The 20,498-nt window shown below is 71.9% G+C and carries 16 protein-coding genes and 2 pseudogenes; 7 read left to right on the forward strand and 11 right to left on the reverse strand.

Translation table 11 applies throughout. The features are described from left to right. From ABZ321_RS36940 to ABZ321_RS36970, 7 genes and pseudogenes are all read right to left on the reverse strand, one after another. A pseudogene (locus tag ABZ321_RS36940) lies at positions 1-488 on the reverse strand (hypothetical protein); the annotation flags it as partial. 577 nt (positions 489-1,065) lie between these two features. Next, positions 1,066-1,347, reverse strand: coding sequence for a YiaA/YiaB family inner membrane protein (locus ABZ321_RS36945; RefSeq protein ID WP_344510446.1), 282 nt, complete (start codon positions 1,345-1,347; stop codon positions 1,066-1,068). Between the two features lie 44 nt (positions 1,348-1,391). Further along, positions 1,392-2,327: an AAA family ATPase gene (locus ABZ321_RS36950; protein WP_344510445.1), complete on the reverse strand. Its 936-nt coding sequence runs from the start codon at positions 2,325-2,327 to the stop codon at positions 1,392-1,394. A 111-nt stretch (positions 2,328-2,438) separates the two neighbouring features. Further along, positions 2,439-3,311 (reverse strand): HEAT repeat domain-containing protein, encoded by an 873-nt coding sequence (locus tag ABZ321_RS36955; protein WP_354900166.1) that lies wholly within the window; start codon positions 3,309-3,311, stop codon positions 2,439-2,441. 43 nt (positions 3,312-3,354) lie between these two features. Beyond that, positions 3,355-3,810, reverse strand: a complete 456-nt coding sequence (gene yidD, locus ABZ321_RS36960; RefSeq protein ID WP_354900168.1) for a membrane protein insertion efficiency factor YidD — start codon at positions 3,808-3,810, stop codon at positions 3,355-3,357. Positions 3,811-4,068: 258 nt separating this feature from the next. Beyond that, positions 4,069-4,482, reverse strand: coding sequence for a hypothetical protein (locus ABZ321_RS36965; protein ID WP_344510440.1), 414 nt, complete (start codon positions 4,480-4,482; stop codon positions 4,069-4,071). A 101-nt stretch (positions 4,483-4,583) separates the two neighbouring features. Continuing rightward, positions 4,584-5,360: a helix-turn-helix transcriptional regulator gene (locus tag ABZ321_RS36970; RefSeq protein WP_354900170.1), complete on the reverse strand. Its 777-nt coding sequence runs from the start codon at positions 5,358-5,360 to the stop codon at positions 4,584-4,586. A gap of 86 nt (positions 5,361-5,446) precedes the next feature. Here ABZ321_RS36970 and ABZ321_RS36975 point away from each other — a divergent pair, with 86 nt between their 5' ends. Next, complete coding sequence (locus tag ABZ321_RS36975; protein WP_344510436.1) at positions 5,447-5,830, forward strand: nuclear transport factor 2 family protein; 384 nt, start codon at positions 5,447-5,449, stop codon at positions 5,828-5,830. Here the strand turns inward: ABZ321_RS36975 and ABZ321_RS36980 are convergent. Then, a complete protein-coding gene (locus tag ABZ321_RS36980; RefSeq protein ID WP_354900172.1) occupies positions 5,795-6,493 on the reverse strand; it encodes a permease prefix domain 1-containing protein in 699 nt (232 codons plus the stop codon). The two genes, ABZ321_RS36975 and ABZ321_RS36980, sit on opposite strands and share 36 nt — an antisense overlap. Positions 6,494-6,630: 137 nt before the next feature. Between ABZ321_RS36980 and ABZ321_RS36985 the strand changes: the two genes are divergently transcribed. Next, a complete protein-coding gene (locus ABZ321_RS36985) occupies positions 6,631-8,094 on the forward strand; it encodes a multicopper oxidase domain-containing protein (protein WP_354900174.1) in 1,464 nt (487 codons plus the stop codon). Positions 8,095-8,325: 231 nt separating this feature from the next. On the opposite strand, the gene ABZ321_RS36990 is transcribed toward ABZ321_RS36985, so the two are convergent. Further along, the gene (locus tag ABZ321_RS36990; protein WP_344510430.1) at positions 8,326-9,678 is read right to left on the reverse strand and encodes an FAD-dependent monooxygenase; all 1,353 of its coding nucleotides are present in this window, start codon (positions 9,676-9,678) and stop codon (positions 8,326-8,328) included. A gap of 183 nt (positions 9,679-9,861) precedes the next feature. On the opposite strand from ABZ321_RS36990, the gene ABZ321_RS36995 reads away from it, so the two are divergent. The 5 genes and pseudogenes from ABZ321_RS36995 to ABZ321_RS37015 all read left to right on the forward strand — a co-directional run bounded on the left by ABZ321_RS36995 (position 9,862) and on the right by ABZ321_RS37015 (position 18,345). Further along, positions 9,862-12,726: an AbfB domain-containing protein gene (locus tag ABZ321_RS36995; RefSeq protein WP_354900176.1), complete on the forward strand. Its 2,865-nt coding sequence runs from the start codon at positions 9,862-9,864 to the stop codon at positions 12,724-12,726. Between the two features lie 33 nt (positions 12,727-12,759). Beyond that, positions 12,760-14,160 carry an MFS transporter gene (locus ABZ321_RS37000; protein ID WP_354900178.1) on the forward strand — a complete coding sequence of 467 codons (1,401 nt, stop codon included), beginning with the start codon at positions 12,760-12,762 and terminating at the stop codon, positions 14,158-14,160. Positions 14,161-14,197: 37 nt separating this feature from the next. Further along, positions 14,198-16,718, forward strand: a pseudogene (gene pepN, locus ABZ321_RS37005) (aminopeptidase N); the annotation flags it as partial. A gap of 28 nt (positions 16,719-16,746) precedes the next feature. Then, the gene (locus tag ABZ321_RS37010; protein ID WP_344510467.1) at positions 16,747-17,103 is read left to right on the forward strand and encodes a YciI family protein; all 357 of its coding nucleotides are present in this window, start codon (positions 16,747-16,749) and stop codon (positions 17,101-17,103) included. A gap of 15 nt (positions 17,104-17,118) precedes the next feature. Continuing rightward, positions 17,119-18,345, forward strand: a complete 1,227-nt coding sequence (locus ABZ321_RS37015) for an RNA polymerase sigma factor (RefSeq protein ID WP_354900180.1) — start codon at positions 17,119-17,121, stop codon at positions 18,343-18,345. Positions 18,346-18,431: 86 nt separating this feature from the next. Here the strand turns inward: ABZ321_RS37015 and ABZ321_RS37020 are convergent, their stop codons facing one another. Together ABZ321_RS37020 and ABZ321_RS37025 are read right to left on the reverse strand one after the other, a co-directional pair. Then, positions 18,432-19,658: a glycosyl hydrolase gene (locus ABZ321_RS37020; RefSeq protein ID WP_344510424.1), complete on the reverse strand. Its 1,227-nt coding sequence runs from the start codon at positions 19,656-19,658 to the stop codon at positions 18,432-18,434. Positions 19,659-19,698: 40 nt separating this feature from the next. Next, positions 19,699-20,487: a carbohydrate ABC transporter permease gene (locus tag ABZ321_RS37025; protein ID WP_344510465.1), complete on the reverse strand. Its 789-nt coding sequence runs from the start codon at positions 20,485-20,487 to the stop codon at positions 19,699-19,701. Positions 20,488-20,498 lie beyond the last annotated feature (11 nt).

The raw sequence follows: 20,498 nt of genomic DNA on the forward strand, positions 1-20,498 counted from the left end.
CTGTTGCGGATCGTCACGTTCTTGGCCTTGATCTCGATGTGGCCGTTGATGTCCTTGCCGTCGATGACCGTGCCGGCGACCGTGATCGTCATCGGTCCGGTGTACGGCGTCAGCGTCACCTTCTTGCGCGTGTCACCGGGCAGGCCCTGCGGGTAGCCGGTGTTGTGCGCGGCCGGGTACCCGGCGACCGTGTAGGTCGCCGGCACGCCACCGCCGCCACCGGGCGCGGGCGGCTTGGCGCTGGTCGAGCTGCCGGCGCTCTTCGACGGCGACGCCACGGGAGACGCGGACGTCGACGGCGCGGTGCCCGTGCCGGCCGAGCCGGAGGGCTGTGCGCCGCTCGCCGAGGGGCGGGGCGCCGAGCCGGTCGCCGGCAGGTCCTTGCAGGCGCTCAGCGCGCCGGTGGCGAAGAGTGCCGCGGCGACGAAGCCCACGCTCGTGCGTCGTAACGGGCGGCGGTTGGTGGAAGCGTTGTCGTGCGTGCTCATGTGCTGGGAATCCTCCCGGATCAGTCGACATCCGTCAGTCGACGCGGCACGTTGGCCTGTCGGAGCTTTTCGGCGTGAATGCTCGGTTGGTGATTCCGCTCCTTACTTTCGACTGCATATGTCTGGCGAGAAACCGGGCGCGATTCATTCTCGGCAATGCCGTCAAGATCGGCGTTCGGTACGTCGCTCGCAACCTTGCGTAACCGTTTTCCGGGTCGAAGCATCCCACGCTTCGCCAGGGGAGTGAAACCCTACGGAGTGCCGTTGTGGCAACCTTTAGGATTCTTAAGTCACGCCTAAGAAATAGCACGACTGGAAAGCCGCACGATAGCCCCGGATCGGGCATATCGGCGCGCGCCGAGAGTGGTCCAGATCACTCAATCGTGCGCGATCAGTATGGCGCCCTTCAAGGTCGCCATGTTGCGCTGAACCATACAGCTAGTACGCCGTCTGGCCTAGTCATGACGGGTGTGATCTAGCCGATCACCTCATGCGGCAGCGCCCGGGCGGCCACCCGAGCGCTGACAGAACCGAAATGTCCGAAAAAACGGAGAAACTAGGACGAGAAACGGAGAAGCTAAGAGCGGAACGGGTCGTGGTCGGTCAGCAGCTTGTCCAGGCGCGCCTGATCGACCCGCTGGACGACGCCCGCGGACTCCTGGTGGTCACGGACGCACTTGGCAAGGGTGAACGCCGACGTGACGGTGTAGAGCAACCCGATGGCGAGAAACGCACGCATCCACTGGTTGACCGGCAGGTAGGCGATGCCGATACCGAGGCCGACCACCGCGACCCCGAACGAGACCGCGGACTGCAGGAAGAATGCCGTGGTGGTCTTCGTGGGCACTGGTGTTGTCATGCGGACGAGTCTCGTCCGCCATGTGGCGAAAGGCCTGAGTAGGACTACTCAACCAGGGCAGGTACCGGAAGCTCGATCTTGTGAGCCCGCTGCCACGCCGAGACCACCTCGTCGGTGACGTGCACCCGGAAGTAGTCGTTGGCGCTCAGCCGCGCGGTCACCGGCTCCTCACCCTCGGCCAGCAGGCTGGCGGGCACGAGACGGAACTCGTTCTGCACGGCGGCGCTGAGCCTGCGGTGGCCGTCGATGACGTAGTAGTCCGGCCCGGAGTGCCCGATCGTCAGCGGCTCCAGCGCCTCCGGCCCGGCGTCGCCGATCGAGGCGACGAAGGCGCCGTCCACCGAGTCCAGGGAGTCCAGCGAACGGGTCGGGTAGATCCGCATCGGGTCCAGCAGCAGCAGCGGCGGCCGCTCGCGGAGGATGTCGCCGCCGAGGCGGCCCTCGAAGGCGTCCACGATCATCGCGACGATGTCGTCCGGCCGCGCCCGCGTGCTGTCGCAGACCAGGTCGTAGTTGCGCAGGCGCAGCTTGTCGGCGCCATACCGGGTCAGGAACCGCACCCGCTCGCTCTCGCTGCGGCCGTGCAGGCGCTCCTTGGCCTCCTCCAGCGTCGCGTAACGCTCCACCTCGCTGTGCGGGCGGGCGAGGACGCGACGGGCCGCCTCGTTGGGCTCGGTGATGAGGTGCACCTTGAACGCGTCGTGGAAGAAGAACCACGCGAGCCGGCTGTCGACGATGAGCTGCTCGCCGGACTTGGCGATGTTGCTCTGCAGCTCGTCCACCGCGCTGTCGATCGCGTCGTCGAGCTCGGCGTGGAGGTTGAGCTGGAGCGCGGTCATGCCGCGTTCCTCGGCCATCTGCCGGTACATGTCGCCGACGCTGATGCGCCGCAGTCCGAGCCGGCCGGCGAGCTCCACCGAAACGGTGCTCTTGCCACTGCCGAGGTCGCCGTTGATGACGACGGACCGGTGATTGCTCATGCGCAACTCTCTAGGTAGACCCGCGGGGCAGTCCAGGTCAGGAGCCTAACACGCCCACGTTGCGCGCTTTTCAAGGCGTCAAGAGCCGAATTCCGAATTGCATTCTGATAGTCAATGGAATCGGCCGTATCGTTCGAGCGCCCGGAGCAGCTCCGGTTCCGGGGGTTCGCCGGTGTACGACGAAAGCTCCGCCTCCAGATATGGCAGCAGCCGCGGATCGCCCGTCGCGGCGGCGAGTTCGCACATCGCCTCGAAGATGACGAGCAGGTCGGCGACGGGATCCGGGTCCGCCAGGAACGACAGCAGCCGCGGCATGGCCCGCTCGTCCCCGCGGACCGCCAGGCCGTGCACCGCCTCGGCGCGGGTGTCGGTGTCGTCGTCGTCGAGCCGGGCGGCCAGCGCCTCGCGCAGCGCGGGGAAGTCGGCGTCGCTCTGCCGGGCGAGGCCGAACGTGGCCCAGTCGCGCACGCGGGGCTCGTCGTCGGCGGACAGCTCGATCAGCGCGTCGAGGGCGGCCCGGGTCTCGCGGCCCAGCAGCCCGAACACGACGCCGCCGCGCACGTCCGCGTCCGGGTGGGCGCGCAGCCGCACCAGCGGCGCGACGCTGTCCTCGCCGGCCATGTGCCCGAGCGCCACGGCGAGGCTGTACAGGACCGCCGGGTCGTCCTCACGCGCGATCATCGCCAGCAGCAGCGCCGTGGCCTCGTCCCGGAACGGCCCGTCGGCGGCACTGCGGCCAGGCGTGGCCCGATGACCAGGAGCGGCCCCGGGGTTGGGACCGGGCGTGCCGAGCACGGTGCCGAGCTGGCCGAGGACCTCGGCGGCGAGCTCGCGGCGGGACGGCTCGGCGGCCCGCCCGAGCCGGGCCGCGATCCCGAGCGCTTCCCGGCCGCCGTGGACGTGCAGGTGCGTGACGAGCTCCCACCGGCGGTCCTCGCCGGCCCGCAGCGCCTCCTCGAAGGCCCACGCCACGTCCGGTTGCATGACCGCCATCGTGGCCGCCGGGGTCGCGGGCGGGCAACGCGGTTTACGGCACGGGGTCCTTGGTGCCGTGCGGGGTCGACGGGTTGCAGCGCCGGATGCGAGCCGCGGTCAGCCGGGAGCCCTCGACGAGCCCGTACCGCCGGACGGCCTGCAACCCGTAGTCGCTGCAGGTCGGGAAGTGCCGGCAGTGCGTCGGCAGGTGCGGCGACAGCCAGCGCTGGTAGCCGCGGATCGCGGCGACGCCCGCGCGGCCGGGGGCGGTCGTGGTGCGGCGCGGTGCCCGCCGGGGCGCGGCGATCGCCATCAGGCCGAGCAGCGAGCCGAGCATGAACGGGTTGCAGTCACAGGCGTCGCAGTCGCACCCGTCGCCGCTGTCGCGGTTGCGGCGGCGCTGCTGCTGGTTGTGCTGCTGGTTGTTGTGTTGCTGCTGTTGCCGGCGGCGGCGGTCGCGGCGGTGCCGCCAGATCGCCACGGCGTCACCGATTCCGATTCGCGCCATGGGCGGCATTGTGTGGCCGATCGTCCGTGTGATCAAGGACCGGTCGCGTTTCTTACTGAATGAACACCAAAACGCACCCGGATGGCCGACTTCGTTCGGGCGGCCGGGAATGTCCGGACAGTCCCGGACACCCGAACGAAGTCGAACAACCGAGTGCGTAGGTGATCTGAACAGCTCTGGTGGGTCGCCGGCCCCAGGGGCTGAATCCAGGGGCCGGCGCGGTCAACCACACCGTCAGGAGCTTCGGTCGTGCGGAGCTCAGCTGCCCGCGATGGCCGGGCCACCGTTGGTGTGCAGCTCGGTCGCCGAGCCGAACGCGCTGTCCAGGCGGGCCTGCAGGGCCTCGAGCTCGTGGAACTCGCTCGAGGACGCCGACTCGGAGCCCTCCGCGGCGAACACGTGGTCCGTCTCGGCGGCGGAGTGGTCGTAGGAGGTGAAGTCCGACTCCTCGTACCGCGCGCCGCTCGGGTCCGTGACGGACACGTGGTGGCCCTGGTCGAAGCTGGTGTTCTCGGCCGACGCGTGGTCCTGCTCGTAGACGTTGAACTGCGAGTCGTAGTTGTTCTGGCTGGCGTCGACCTGGTGCAGCTGGTCCAGCGCCTCGTGGTTCTCGCCGGTCTCGACGTGACCGTAGTCGGTGCCGCCGTCGTAGCCGCCGTCGTACTCGCTCATTTGGTGCTCCTTCTGGTGTGGGAAGTTCTTCGGTGTGGCCTTGCGATGCATATGACGTTACGGTCGGCCGCACTTCCTCGAATCCCAGAAACGTGCCACCGTCAGGCGGCGCCGAGCGCCGTGCCGAGCGCCGCGGCGGTGGCCGCGTCGGCGGGGAAGAACGACTCGATGGCGAGCTCCGCGACGGTGACGTCCAGCGGCGAGCCGAACACCGCGGTGATGCTGAAGAACCGCAGCTCGACGCCGTCCTGGCGGATCCGCAGCGGCACCACGACGTCGTGCGGGGCGGGCGCCGGGCCGTCGCCGCCCGGGTACGCCGACAGCTCCGCGAGCAGGTCGGACAGCGCCGGGTCGCCGGTGGTGCGGGCCTGGCGGTCCAGCCGGCCCAGCAGGTGCGCCCGCCACTCGCCGAGGTTGACGATCCGCGGCGCGAGCCCGTCCGGGTGCAGCGATAGGCGCAGCACGTTGACCGGCGGCTCCAGCAGCGCCGGCGCCACCCCCGCGACCAGCCGGTGGACGGGCGCGTTGGCGTCGAGCATCGTCCACAGCCGGTCCACCACCACGGCCGGGAACGGCTCGTGCCCGGTCAGCACCTGCCGCAGCGACGCCCGCACCGCCCGCAGCTGCGGCGCGTCGAGCCCGCCCTCCGGGTACGCGGGCGCGTAGCCGCCGGCGAGCAGCAGCGCGTTGCGGTCCCGCAGCGGGACCTCCAGGTGCTCGGTGAGGCGCAGGATCATCGCGCTGGTCGGCTTGGAGCGGCCCGTCTCGACGAAGCTCAGGTGCCGGGTCGAGATCTCCGCCTGGATCGACAGCTCGAGCTGGCTCAGCCTGCGCCGCTCCCGCCACTCCCGGAGCAGCACCCCCACAGGTTGCGTCATGCCGCGATGGTACGAACCCGGACGGAAGCGTCGCCATTACCTCGAGGGGAATCGACCGGGCGCGCGGGCGCCGGCAGGCTGAACCCATGAGCGAAAACGGCATGAGCGACTACGAGAGCATCGTCAAGCGGTACATCGAGGTGTGGAACGAGACGGACCCGCAGGCCCGCCGGGTGGCGATCGACGCGCTGTTCACCGAGGACGTGACGTTCGCCGACCCGATGGCGGCGGCCCGCGGCCAGTCGGAGATCGACTGGATGATCGGCGGCGTGCAGGCCCAGTTCCCGGGCTTCGTCATCACCCCGCTCGGCGCCGTCGACGGCCACCACGACCAGGCGCGGTTCGGCTGGGAGATGGGGCTGCCGGGGCAGGAGGCGCCGGTCGCGGGCTTCGACGTGGTCACCGTCGCCGCGGATGGCCGGATCAACCAGGTCCTAGGCTTCCTGGACCGGGTGCCGGCCCAGGGCTGACCGCGTCGGGGCGGCGGCCCGCAGGCAGCGCAGCCCCGAATACACCATCCACACCGGCGTCGCGGTGGTGATGACCGCCGCGGCGAGCGCCGGCGGGGACAGGCTGGCGGACGTCGTGGCGTGCCAGGTGGGGCTCAGCGCCGACAGGGCCGCCCCGCCGAGGACGAAGAACGCGCAGACGCCGATCGCCGCCATCCCCGTCGCGCGGGCGAAGCCGCCGCCGACGCTGACGAAGCGGCTGCCGGCCCCGCAGGCGACGGCGGCGAGCAGGCCGAGGAGCACGACGGAGTAGCCGGCGTAGTCGACGGTGCGGGCGAGGACCATGTATCCCCAGCTCGGCTGCCACGACCAGCCGGTGGCCGCGGACCGCCACGCCACCTCGGAGATCACCTGCTGGGCGGCGACGGCGCCGGCGACGAGGAGGGCGGTCCGGCGGGCCTGCAGCAGCGCCAGCTCGCGCTGGTAATCCGCGGCGAGCTCGCGGACCGTGCCGAACTCGTCGACGGCCAGCCGCGCCGCGGCCGGGGCCGGCAGGCCGGCCGACTCGTGGTGCGCGGCGGCGTCGTGCAGGCTGTCGCGCACCTCGGTCAGCAGCTCCCGCTTCGCCGCGCGCGGGCCACGCAGCGAGGCGCCGAGCGAGGTCACGTACGCGTCGATAACCACCCGCCAAGTATCGCGGAGCCCGGGACGGTGCGATTGGGGGTTGTCCCTGAGGTTTTCCCCGATGTGGGGATCGCCGTGAGCAGCGAAGCTACATGTAGCAGAGCTACCTATGACGGTGAACGGTGAAGGGGACGACGGTGCGCAAGTGGCTTCTCGGTGGGCTGGGCCTGCTGCTCCTGCTCTGCGGGGGCGGCGTCGCGGCCGTCGTCTGGCTGGTGTCCGGCACGGCCGTGGACACCGTGGGCAAGGTCGCGTTCGACCGGCCGCTCAAGATCCCGCCGCTCGCGCCGTCGACCGTCGGCGCGGACGGCACCCGGGTCTTCGACCTGACCGCGCAGCCCGGCGCCAGCGACCTCGGCCACGGCGCGAACACCCGCACCTGGGGGTACAACGGCAGCTACCTCGGCCCGACCCTGCGGGCCGCGCGCGGCGAGCGGGTCGCGGTCAACGTGCACAACCGGCTCAACGAGCCGACGACCGTGCACTGGCACGGGATGCACCTGCCGGCGAAGGTCGACGGCGGGCCGCACCACCCGATCCCGCCCGGCAGTGACTACCAGGCCGCGTGGACGGTCGACCAGCCGGCGGCGACGCTCTGGTACCACCCGCACCCCAGTGACCGCACCGAGCGGCAGGTCTACCGCGGCCTCGCCGGCCTGTTCATCCTGGACGACGACCAGCAGCCGGCCGGGCTGCCGCACGAGTACGGCGTCGACGACGTCCCGGTCGTCGTGCAGGACAAGGGTTTCGACGGTGACCAGCTGAGCATGAGCGACCGGTTCGGCAGCGACGTGGGCATCCTCGGCGACGAGCTCCTCGTCAACGGCACCCGGGGCCCGTTCCTGGACGTGCGGACCACACTGGTGCGGCTGCGGCTGCTCAACGCGTCGACGGCGCGGGTGTACGACTTCACGATGTCCGACGGCCGCCCGCTCACGATGATCGGCACGGACGGCGGGCTGCTCGCCGCGCCGTACAGCACCGATCACGTGCGGCTGTCGGTGGGGGAGCGGGCCGAGGTCGTCGTCGCGATGCGGCCGGGGGAGCGGGTCGAGCTGCGCAGCCGGGCGACCGGCCTCGGCAGGTTCCACGGCGGCCGCGACTCGTTCGACGTGCTGCAGCTGCGGGCGGCCGGCGACCTGAAGGCCGGGACGCTGCCGGAGAAGCTCGCCGACATCCAGCGGCTGGACCCGAAGCAGGCGGCGCAGCGGCGGACCTTCACGTTCCAGGGCCGCGACATCAACGACGACGGGATGGACATGGACCGGGTGGACGCCGTCGTCGTCAAGGACACCACCGAGGTCTGGAACGTCGCCAACGGGCACGGCACCCCGCACAGCTTCCACATCCACGACGTGCAGTTCCAGGTGCTGTCGGTCGACGGCGCAGCGCCCCCGCCGGAGCTCGGTGGCTGGAAGGACACCCTGTTCCTGGAGCCCGGCCGGCGCTACTCGGTGATCGCCGCGTTCGCCGACTACGCCGACCCGACGACGGCGTACATGTTCCACTGCCACGTCCTGCGGCACGAGGACGAGGGGATGATGGGGCAGTTCGTGGTGGTCGAGCGCGAGGGCGACAAGCCGAGGCTGGGCCACAACTAGGACAAGCGAGGCTGGGCCACAACTAGGACAAGCGAGGTGCCGGGCCCCCCGTGGCGGCGCGGGGCCCGGCACGTCTCGCAGGCGCGTCCGTCGTCCCCGTGTGCGCCGCCGCCGGGCCCGCGGCGGCGGTCCGGCGTCGGCGGCAACCCAACGAGAGCCGCTCTGTGACGGGCATGACACATGGATCACCGCTCCCATGTCAAGAGCAACGTGGACGGGGGGTGTCGCGGATCACCGTGGCGGGCCGAGGTGGCGCCGCAGCGCGACCGGAAGCTCCCGCTCTGTGCCGGTCCAGGCGGTGTGGCCATCGGGCCGGACGAGGACAAAACGGTCGTTCAACGCGTGCGTCAGGCGGTCGTCGTAACCCACCGGCGCCGAGGGTGCGAGCAGGACGTGCCGTCCGGCCCGCAGCAGCTCGTACAGGCGCGAATCCGGAGGAAGAAGCACGTCGGGCTGCCGGGGCGCGTCGGGGTAGTCGATCCCGATGCCGGACACCGTGCCGGCGGCCTTGCGCATGATCGTCGGCACGTGCAGCAGCGCCCCGCCGAGCAGGTTGCGGCCGGCCCGCGCGGCGCGGGAGTGCAGCATCGCGAGGCGGATCAGCCCGCCGCTGCTGCGCAGCACCAGCTCGCCGACCGGGTGCCGCTCGCTCTGGTACGTGTCGAGGAGCCCGTCGGGGGCCCAACCCTGCGCGACCGCGGCCAGCTTCCAGCTCAGGTTCGCCGCGTCCTGCAGGCCGGTGTTCATGCCCAGCCCGCCCGCCGGGGAGTGCACGTGGGCGGCGTCGCCGGCGAGGAAGACGTTGCCCTGCCGGTACTGCGGCACCTGCCGCTCGTCGCTGTGGAAGCGCGACAGCCAGCGCGCCTCCCGCATGCCGAAGTCGGTGCCGAGCGCCCGGCGGGTCACGTCGCGGACCTCGTCGAGCTCCAGCGGCGCGCTGTCGGGCCGCTGCGCGAGCCGGTCCCAGCAGAAGACGCGGAACCACCCGTCGCCGAACGGCGCGACGAACGCGAACGCGTCGCCGACGGCGTTGACCGCGAGCACGTCCCGCGGCGCGTCGGTGAGCCGCACGTCGGCGAGCATGATCGAGCGCAGCACCGCCTTGCCGGGGAACGGCATGCCGATCGCCTCGCGCACGGCGCTGTGCACGCCGTCGGCGCCCACGACGTAGTCGGCGGGGTGGGCCCCGTCCTCGGTCAGGACCGCGTCCCCGCGCAGCCCGGTGACCGTCGCGCCGCGCACGATGCGGGCGCCCAGGTCCAGCGCCCGCCGCTCCAGCAGCCGCTCCACGTGGTACTGCGGGGTGATCAGCAGGAACGGGAAGCGGGTCGGCAGCACGCCGAGGTCGACCCGCACGCGGTTGAACAGCCGCAGCCTCGACACCGGCGTCCCGGTCGCGATGAGCTCGTCGGCGAGCCCGCGGGCGTCGAGGTGCTCCAGGGTCCGCGCGTGCACGCCGAACGCCCTGGTCAGGTTGGACTCGTTGGTGCGCCGCTCCAGGACGGTCACGTCGGTGCCCGCGGCGGCGAGGTCCCCCGCGAGCAGCAGCCCGGTCGGTCCGGCGCCGACGACGACGGTCTTCATGGCATCCTCCTCGTCGATGTCAACAACTGTTGGCCAACACATGTTGACCCCGATTCCCGGCGCATGTCAACGGGCGATGAAATGCGTCCCGGGACGTGAGCGTTAACATCCAGGGTCTTGACTGAATGTGGGACCGCCTCCAGGCTGACCGCATTGCCCGCCAGCAATCCAGGAGTTCCTCACATGGTCAAGATCCGCCTGCCGCTGCTGTTAGCGGTAACATTGACGGCCGTGGTGTCGGTCGTCACGCCCGCCTTCGCCGCCACCGCCATGCTCACCGTCGACGCCGGCCACACCACCACGGCCGTCGGGCCCTACCAGTTCGGCCACATCATCGAGGACATCAACCACTCGATGGAGGGCGGACTGCTCGCCAACGTGGTCCGCAACGGCACCATGAAGGAGGGCACCGCCAACCCGCCCTCGTCGTGGTCGCTGGTCACCGCCGGTGGCGGCACCGGCAGCATCGCCGCCGACACCGCCGGGCCGCTCAACGCGGCCAACCAGCGGTCCCTGCGCCTCACCGTCACCGGCAGCGGCCCCGGGCAGCGCGTCGGCGCCGCCAACGGCGGCTTCTACGGCATCGGCGTCCGGCCCTCGACCACCTACCAGGTCGCCTTCTGGGCGCGGGCCACCGCCGGCTTCACCGGTCCGCTCACGGTCACCATCGAGAGCACCGGCGGTGCTGTCCACGCTACGTCGAGCGTCTCCGGCCTCGGCACCGGCTGGCAGAAGTTCACCACCACGCTCACCACCGGCCCGGGCGCGCCGGTGTCGACCGCCAACCGGTTCGTCATCGCCGCGAACGGCGCCGGCGCCGGCCAGTCGGTCTGGCTCGACGTCGTGCAGGCGATCGGCCCGACGTTCCAGGCGACCGGCAGCCTGCGCCGCGACCTGGAGCAGCTGATGGCCGACACCAGGCCCGGCTTCTTCCGCGTGCCCGGCGGCAACTACCTCGAAGGCGCCGTCATCGCCAATCGCTTCGCCTGGAAGAACACCATCGGCCCGGTCGAGCAGCGGCCCGGCCACCAGAACGACGCCTGGGGGTACTGGTCCACCGACCAGTTCGGCCTGCTCAACTACCTGCAGATGGCCGAGCAGGCCGGCGCGGAGCCGATGCTCGGGGTCTTCGCCGGCTACACGCTCAACGGCAGCGTCACCCCGCAGGGCGAGATGCAGCAGTACGTGCAGGAGGCGCTCGACGAGATCGAGTACGTCACCGGCGGCACGAACACCACGTGGGGCGCCCGGCGCGCCGCGGACGGGCACCCGGCGCCGTTCCCGCTGCGCTACGTCGAGATCGGCAACGAGGACTGGTTCGACCGGACCGACAGCTACAACGCCTACCGCTACCCGATGCTGTACGACGCGATCAAGGCCCGCTACCCGCAGCTGCAGATCATCGCCACCAGGGCGGTCACCAGCCGGCCGATGGACGTCATCGACGACCACTACTACAACAACGACCCGGACGCGTTCGCCGCGCTCGCCACCCGCTACGACGGCGCCGACCGCAACGGACCGAAGGTCCTCGTCGGCGAGTACGGCGTCACCAACGGCAGCTCGACCAACCCCACGGGCACGCTGTCCGGCGCGCTCGCCGAGGCCGCCTTCATGACCGGTCTCGTCCGCAACGCGGACCTGGTCATGGGCGCCGCCTACGCCCCGGCGCTCACCTCGGTGGACGACTGGCAGTGGTCGTCGAACCTGATCGGCTTCAACGCCGTCAGCTCCTACGGCTCGCCGTCCTACTACGTGCAGAAGATGTTCGGCACCACCGTCGGCGACCACGTCGTGCCCACCACCTTGAGCGGCGGCAGCGGCCTCACCCACGTCGCCACCCGGACCACCGGCGGCGCCGTCGCCGTCACCGTCGTCAACCGGTCCGGATCCACAGTGGACACCCAGGTGAACGTGACCGGCGCGGCGAGCGTCGGCGGCACCGCGACCGTCACCACGCTCACCGGCGACCCGAACGGCCGCAACTCCATCACCAGCCCGACGGCCATCGTGCCGGTCACCACGACGCGCGGCGCCGGGCCCAGCTTCACGCACACCTTCCCGGCCAACTCCGTCACCGTCATCCAGCTGTCGACCACCGGCGGCGCCACCCCGGTCCTGCCGGTGGGGCAGGGCGTCTCGCTGCGGGTCACCACGCCCGGATACACCGACCGCACCCTGCGCCACCAGAGCAACCTCGCGGTCACCAGCGTCATCGCCGCGGGCAGCTCCGCCGCCGACAAGCTCGACGCGTCGTTCGTGCTGCGGCCCGGGCTGGCCGGCGCCGCCTGCTACTCCCTGGAGGCGCGCGACTTCCCCGGCCAGTACCTGCGGCACCAGGCGTTCCGGGTGAAGCTCGCGGCCGACGACGGCTCCGCGCTCTTCGCCGCCGACGCCACGTTCTGCGCCGCCGACGGCAACGGGGGACCGGGCGTCTCGCTGCGGTCGTACAACTTCCCGACCCGGTTCCTGCGGCACTACAACTCGGAGGTGTGGATCGCGGCCAACGGCGGCACGGCTGCCTACGACAGCGCGACGAACTGGGCCGCCGACACGACCTGGCGGATCGGCACCCCCTGGTTCCGCAGCGACGTGAGCGTCGCCGGCGGCTTCCACTCGCTGCGGGCCACCACGCCCGGCTTCACCGACCGGTACGTGCGGCACCAGTCCAACCTCGGGGTGCTGAGCCAGATCAGCGCCTCCTCGCCGGTGCTGGACCGGGAGGACGCCACGTTCGACGTGGTGCCGGGCCTGGCCGACAATACCTGCTACTCCTTCGAGTCGCGCAACTTCCCCGGCCGGTACCTGCGCCACAACGACTACCGGGTCAAGCTCGCGGCGAGCGACGGCTCCGCGGTCTTCAACGCCGACGCGACCTTCTGCGCCAAGGCCGGGGTGCGGTTCCAGTCGTACAACTTCCCGGACATGTACCTGCGGCACTACAACAGCGAGCTGTCGATCGCGTCCAACGGCGGCGCCCGGCCGTCGGACAACCCGGCCAACTACGTGGCCGACACCACGTGGGTGGTGACGGCGCCGCTGGGTTGACCTCAACCGCTGTTGAAGTTGCACCGTGACGAGGTGCAGAAACGCAACGCGCTCACGGTCGGCATGGTCACGCTGGTCACGTTCGTCGCCTTCGAGGCGGTGGCCGTGACGGCGGCCATGCCGACCGTCGCCCAGGCCCTCGACGGCCTCGCCCTCTACGGATTCGCGTTCGGTGGGCCGTTCGCGACCGGGATCGTCGCCACCGTCGCCGCCGGCACCTGGTGCGACCGGCGCGGCCCGGCCCGCCCGATCCTCGCCGGCGTCGTGCTGTTCTGCCTCGGGCTGCTCGGCGCCGGCCTCGCCACCGGCATCTGGACGCTCATCGCCGGCCGCCTCGTCCAGGGGTTCGGCGGCGGGCTCATCACCGTGGCGCTCTACGTGGTCGTCGGGCGGGCGTACCCCGCGTCGGCGCACCCGCGCGTCTTCTCCGCGCTGTCCGCCGCGTGGGTCCTGCCCGCCGTGGTCGGCCCGGCCATCGCCGGGCTCATCGTCGAGCACCTCGGCTGGCGCTGGGTCTTCCTGCTGATCGCGATCGCGACCCTGCCCGTCGCCGCGGTGATCGGCCCGCACGTGCGCCCGATCGGCGGCACCGCCGGCACCGCCGGCACCCCGGGCACCCCAGGCACCCCGGGCACTCCCGGTGCCCGGGCCGGCGCCCGCATACCGTGGGCGGCCGGCGTCGCGGCGGGCGTGCTGCTGCTGCACTGGGGTGGCCAGCACGGCGGGCTCGCCCTCGTGGCCGGCGGGCTGCTGCTGGTCGCCGTCTGCGGGCCGCGGCTGGTGCCGTCCGGCACGTTCGGCGCCCGCCGCGGCCTGCCGAGCGTCATCCTCGTCCGTGGGCTCGCCGGCGCCGCGTTCATGCAGGCCGACGTGTTCATCCCGCTGCTGCTCACCCGCGAGCGCGGCCTCACCCCGTCGCTGGCCGGGCTCACCCTCACCGCCGGGGCGCTGCTGTGGTCCGCCGGCTCGTGGATCCAGGCCCGCCAGGGCCAGCGCTTCAGCCCCGCCGCGCGGCTGCGGACCGGCCTGTCGGCGATCGCGCTCGGCGTGCTGTCGGCGGTCGCGCTGGTCGCGCCGGCCGTCCCCGTCGCGGCGGTCGTGGCCGGCTGGTGCGTCGCCGGGTTCGGCATGGGGCTGGCGTCGCCGACGGCGTCCACGCTGGTCCTGCAGCTGTCCCGGACCGACGAGCAGGGCGTCAACAGCTCCGCGCTGTCGGTCGCGGACTCGCTGCTGACGACGGTGGTGCTCGCGGTCGGCGGGGCGGTGTTCGCCGCGCTCGTCACCGCCGGGCCGGTCGCCTACGTCGCCGCGTTCCTGATCGCGCTGCTGCCGGCGATCGCCGGCGCGCTGCTCGCCGGCCGGGTGGCCCCAGGGGCGACCGCCACCGCCGCCGGCCCGGACCCGCGCGAACTGTCGTTGTCGCGGGCCGAGTAGGCGCATTGCGCCGCCGCGGTCCGGGTAGCGTCGGGGAATGATCAGCCCGAGCCGCGCCCTGACCCGGGTCGAGGCGCAGACCCGAGCCGCACTCGTCCGCGTCGGGGGATACGCGGTCTCCCTCGACGTCACCGACCCCGCCACGTACGTCTCCCGCACCGTCGTCGACTTCGCCTGCACCTCACCCGGCGCCGCCACCTTCGTGGAGATGAAAGACGTCCGGCCGGAGCGGATCGTCCTCAACGGGCGGACCCTGGACCCGGCCACGCTGGACGGCAACCGGCTGCCGCTGCCCGGGCTGCGCGCCGCCAACCGGCTCGAGGTGACGTTCTCCGCGGCCTACTCGCGGACCGGCGAAGGGCTGCACCGCAGCGTCGACCCCGAGGACGGCGAGGTCTACCTGTACGGGCAGGCGCCGCTCGACGAGGCGCAGCGCGTCTTCGCCTGCTTCGACCAGCCCGACCTGAAGGCGCCCGTCACGCTGACCGTCACCGCACCTCCACAGTGGACGGTGCACGGCAACGCGCCGCTGCACCAGGCCCGCGACGGCGTGTGGGCCTTCGAGCCGACCCCGCCGATCGCGCCGTACCTCTTCACCGTGCTCGCCGGGCCGTGGCACGTCCGTACCGCGGAACACGACGGCATCCCGCTCGGCCTGCTCTGCCGCCGGTCCCTCGCGCCGCACCTGGACGCCGACGCCGGCGAGCTGTTCGCCGCCACGGCCGCGAACCTCGACCGCTACCACGAGCTCTTCGGCGTGCGGTACGCGTTCGGCAAGTACGACCAGGCGTTCATCCCCGACTTCCCGGGCGGCGCGGTCGAGAACCCGGGCCTGGTCACGTTCAAGGAGGAGTTCCTCTTCCGGACCGTGGCCACCGACTACGACCGGCTGCGCCGCTTCGTGGTCATGGCGCACGAGCTGGCGCACATGTGGTTCGGCGACCTCGTCACCCTGAGGTGGTGGGACGACATCTGGCTCAACGAGGCGTTCGCCGAGCTGATGGGGTGGCGGGTCGCCGCCGAGACCGGCCGCCACCCCGGTGCCGCCGCGGACTTCGCGGCGTGGCGCGAGCGCTGGGGCATGCTCGCCGACCGGCGGCCCTCCACGCACCCGGTCGCGCCCGACGACGTCGCCGACACCGCCGCCGCGTTCCTCAACTTCGACGGCATCTCCTACGCCAAGGGCGCCGCGGCGCTGCGGCAGCTGTCGGCGCTCCTCGGCGACGACGTGTTCCTCGCCGGGCTCCGCGCCTACTTCGAGCGGTTCCGCTTCGGCAACGCCGGCCTCGCCGACTTCCTCGCCGTGCTGGGCTCGGTGGCGGGCACCGACCTCGACGGCTGGGCCGACCTGTGGCTGCGCAGCACCGGGTTCAACACGTTGCGCCCGCTGCCCGGGCCGTCGGGCCTGACCGTCGAGCAGACCGGCGCGCCGCTGCGCCCGCACCGGTTCCGGATCACGGTGTACGACAGTCACGGCGCACGCGTCCGGGACGCCCCGGTCACCCTCGACGGCGGGTCCGTCGCGGTGGACGGGCGGTCCGGCCTGCCGCCGGGCGGTGTGCTGCTCGTCGACGACACCTACGCGAAGGTGCTCCTCGACCCCGCCAGCCTCGCGGCGCTGCCGTCCGTCCTGCCCGCGATCGCCGACTCCCACGCGCGTGCGCTGCTGTGGACCGCGGCGATGGACGCCGCCGGCGAGGGCGAGCTGTCCCCCGAGGCGTTCCTCACCCTGCTGGAGGCCGCGCTGGCCGGCGAGCCGGAGACGAGCGTGCTGGTCGAGGTCCTCGCGTATGCCCGGGACGACCTCGCCCGGCGCGGGCTCGTCGACTTCGGCCCGCTCGCCACGATCTGCGCCACGGCCCTGTCGGCGGCGGCGCCGGGCAGCGGGCGGCAGGTCGCGCTCGCGACCGCGCTGACGACGGTCGCCGGGCCGCCGCACGTCCCGACGCTCGCCGACTGGCTCGCCCCCACACCGGTCTCGGTGCTCACCGGCGTGGCGGCGCCCGCGTCGTCGCCGCTGCTGCCCGCGCCCACCGGCGCCACGGGCCTCGTCGTCAGCCAGGACCTGCGCTGGGACGCGCTCGCCCGGCTCGCCGCGCTCGGCGCCGCGTCCGCGGCCGACGTCACCGCGGAGTCCCGGCGCGACCCCGGCACCCGCGGCGCCGAGAAGGCCGCCAGGTGCCACGCCGCCCTGCCCGACGCGGACGCGAAGGCGGAGGCGTGGGAGCTGATCGTGCGCGACGAGCGGGCCGGGATCGCGATGGCCGCCGCGGCCGGCTTCTGGCAGCACGGCCAGGAGGAGCTCACCGACCCCTATGTGGAGCGCTTCTTCGCCGACGCGCCCGCGATGGTGTCCGGCCGCTACCAGCTGTTCGCGAAGCTCATCGTGCGGCAGGCGTTTCCCCGGTACGCCGGCCGGTCGCGACGGCTCGCCTCGGTCATGCTCGCCGAGCGCTCCCTCGACCCGATCCTGCGCCGCGAGGTCGGCGACGCGGCGGCGGAACTCTCGTTCGGCGCCGGTGTCGAAAACCGCGGCCGCCGTTCGACGCGTTGACAGTTGCTGGACCACGACAAGGGAGATCCACGATGCGCTACATGCTGATGCACAAGGTCAACGACGCCGACCCGGCCGCCTGGTCGCCGACGCCCGAGTTCCTGGCCCGGATGGGCGGGTTCATGACCGAGGTGAACAAGGCGGGCGTCCTGCTCGCGGCCGAGGGACTGCGGCCGAGCTCGGAGGGCGCCGCGGTGATCCGCGCCAAGAACGGCACGCAGACCGTGGTCGACGGGCCGTTCGCCGAGGCGAAGGAGGTCATCGCCGGGTTCGCGATCCTGCAGGTCCGCGACCACGCCGAGGCCGTGGAGTGGGCGCAGCGCTTCACCGCGCTGTTCGACGAGATCGAGATCGAGGTCGAGGTCCGCAAGGTGGCCGACTTCGGCTGACGCTACGTTGGTGCCGTGACGCGAGCGGACACCCACCAGGCGATCGAGGCGGTCTGGCGGATCGAGGCGGCCAGGGTCATCGCCGGGGTCGCACGCATGGTCGGTGACGTCGGCCTCGCCGAGGAGCTGGCCCAGGACGCCCTCCTGGCGGCGCTGGAGCAGTGGCCGGCCGAGGGTGTGCCGCGCAACCCCGGCGCCTGGCTGATGACGACCGCGAAACGGCGGGCGATCGACCAGATCAGGCGCCGGGAGCGGTTCGAGGCCCGGATGCCCGACCTGCTGCACCCCGAGACCGCCGAGGACGAGTTCGAGGCCATCGGCGAGGACACCATCGAGGACGACCTCCTCCGGTTGATCTTCACCGCCTGCCACCCGGCGCTCACCGCCGAGTCCCGGGTGGCGCTGACCCTGCGCGTGCTCGGCGGCCTGTCCACCGACGAGATCGCCCGCGCCTTCCTCGTCCCGGGCGCGACCGCCGGCCAGCGCATCAGCCGGGCCAAGAAGACCCTCGCCGACGCGCGGGTGCCCTTCGAGCTGCCCACCGGCGCCGACCGCGCGGCGCGGCTCGGCTCCGTCCTGGAGGTCATCTACCTCATCTTCAACGAGGGCTACTCCGCCACGGCCGGCGACGACTGGATGCGCCCGGCGCTGTGCGAGGAGGCGATGCGTCTCGGCCGCGTCCTGGCCGGCCTGATGCCGGCCGAGCCCGAGGTCCACGGCCTGCTCGCGCTCATGGAGATCCAGGCCTCCCGCTCCGCGGCCCGCACCGGCCCGTCCGGCGAGCCGATCGTGCTGCTGGAGCAGGACCGCTCGCGCTGGGACCGGCTCCTCATCAGCCGCGGCCTGGCCGCCCTGTCGACCGCGGAGAGCCTCGGCGGCGGCACGTACACCCTCCAGGCCGCGATCGCCGCCTGCCACGCTCGCGCCGCCACGGCCGCCGACACCGACTGGCACCGCATCGCCGCCCTGTACGCCGAGCTGCCCCCGTCCCCGGTCGTCGAGCTGAACCGTGCCGTCGCCGTCTCCATGGCCGACGGCCCCGCGGCCGGCCTGGCCGTCCTCGACCCGCTGCTGGAGGAGCCGTCGCTGCGTGGCTATCACCTCCTGCCCACCGTCCGCGCCGACTTCCTGCTCAAGCTCGGCCGCCGGGACGAGGCGAGGGCCGAGCTGGAGCGAGCCGCGTCGATGACCCGCAATGAGCGTGAACGCGCCCTCCTGCTGGACCGGGCGAGCGGCGTCTAGCGGGCGCCGGCCGGGGTGAGCGCCGTGCCGACCGACACGGCAGGGCGGACACCGGCGTTCGGTGCCCGCCCTGCCGCGTACCTAACTCAGCAGTGGCCGAGGTCTTCCCAGTTGGCGGTCCAGCCGGGTTCGGAGCCCTGCGTCCACCACTTGGCGCGCCACAGGTGCTTGCCCTGCCCCGAGGCGGGGCCGTTCGGGTCGCCGTACTTGCTCTTCTCGTGCTTCACGGTCTGGCCCGTGTTGTAGACGGCGCCGATCGACCACTCCGGGGCGGCGTTGCAGCTGGTGGCCGGAGGGGTGGAGACCGACGGCGACGCCGACGGGGACTTGGACGGTGACGCGGAGGTGGTGGGCGTGGCCGAGCCGGTCGGCGTCACGCACGGACCGGCCGAGTCGACCGTGTCGGTGAAGGCGTTGCCGGCCGAGCGGTACGCGCCCGCCTGGCTGGTCACCTGCGCCGGCGTGAGCACCTGGTTCTTGGCGAACAGGACCCAGTCGACCTGCTGGATGTAGGTCGACATCCCACCGGTGTGTGCCGCCGTGTCGATGAACCAGAGGTTCCAGTTGATGGTCATCGTCTGGCGGGGGTAGAACTTGCCGGAGTGGTCGCCCATCTGGACGCCGTCGATGTAGTAGATGACGTGCCCGTTCGCGACGGTGACCACCAGGTCGTGCCACCCGTCGAAGCTGCGCCGCTGCTCCGAGTGGACGTTGTCGGCGAACCAGGGTTCGTTGCGGTAGGTGTACCAGGTCGTCTGGTAGTTGATCGGACCCTGCTCGCCCCAGCCGCCGTTCGGCAGGTACTCCGAGATGTCCAGCTCGCTGTAGGTGGGGTCGAGGTCACCGTTGAGCGGGCTGATGGTGAAGAACGTCTCGTTGATGTGGTCGCCGTCGTTGCCGCTGACGGGCGTGTCGGTGAAGCGGACCCGGCTCGCGTAGGTGCCTTCGAGGTAGCGCTTCTGCGAGGAGTACAGCTCGGCCTGGTTGGTGCCGCCGCCGGTGCCGTCAGTGGAGGCCTGCAGCTGGAGCACCTTCTGACCGCCGTTGGTCGGGAAGGTGATGCTGTTGGCCGACCAGGTCGCGCCGGGCACGCCGGGGCCGCCGGCGTAGGTGCGCGGCACCCACCCGTGACTGGTCAGCGTGGGGTCCGACGACGAGCTGTAGTTGAAGTCGTCGAACAGGTAGCCACAGTTGTTCGCCGCGGCCGCGGCGGTGCCGACGGTGGCCGCGGTGACGGCCACGGCACCTCCCGCACCGAGCAGCGCGACGCCGGCCGCGACGGTGGCCAGAGATCGACGTTTGCCAATGGACATGGGCACAGTCCTCCTTGAGGGGAAAGGAGTTTGACGGACCTTACTTGACCGCGCCGGCGGTCATACCGGCTCGGATGTGCCGTTGGAACGCGACGTAGGCGATGAGCACCGGCAGCATTGCGATGGTGAGACCGGCGAACAGACCGCTCCAGTCGCTGCGATACCCCTGACTGACCGACAGGGCGGCCAAACCCTGCGCCAGGACATACCGATCTGGGTCGGGGTTGAGGACCAGCGGGAGCAGGTACTGGTTCCAGAGCCCGAGGAAGTTGAAGATGCCGACGGCGACGAGACCGGGACGGGCCATGGGCAGCATGACGCGGAAGAACACCGCGCCGTGCGAGCAGCCGTCCAGGAACGCCGCCTCCGCCACCTCCGTGGGGAGCGTCTTGAAGAACGCGTGCAGGAAGAAGACCGTGAAGGGCACCGCGTACGCGGCGTAGACCAGGATCAGCCCCTGGTAGGTGCCGAGCAGACCGAGCTGCTGCACGACGAAGAACAGCGGCACCAGGGCCAGGAACACTGGGAAGAACATGGCCGCGACGAACACGTAGTAGATGAACCGGTTGCCGCGGAAGTCGTAGCGCGCCAGGGCGTAGGCGACCAGCGAGCCGAGCAGCATCGTGAGCAGCACGCCCCCGCCCACCACGATCAGGCTGTTGAAGAAGTACCTGCCGATGTTCGCCTGGCTCCACGCCCTGGCCCAGTTGCCCCACTGCGGATCCGTGGGCAGCGACCAGGGGCTGTTGAGGATGTCGTTGTCCTTCTTGAAGGAGCTGACGATCGCCCACAGCAGCGGCAGCGCGGTGACGACGCCCCACGCCAGCATCGCCAGGTGTA

It is taken from the genome of Dactylosporangium sp. NPDC006015, from assembly GCF_040614215.1.
GTDB lineage: Bacteria > Actinomycetota > Actinomycetes > Mycobacteriales > Micromonosporaceae > Dactylosporangium > Dactylosporangium maewongense.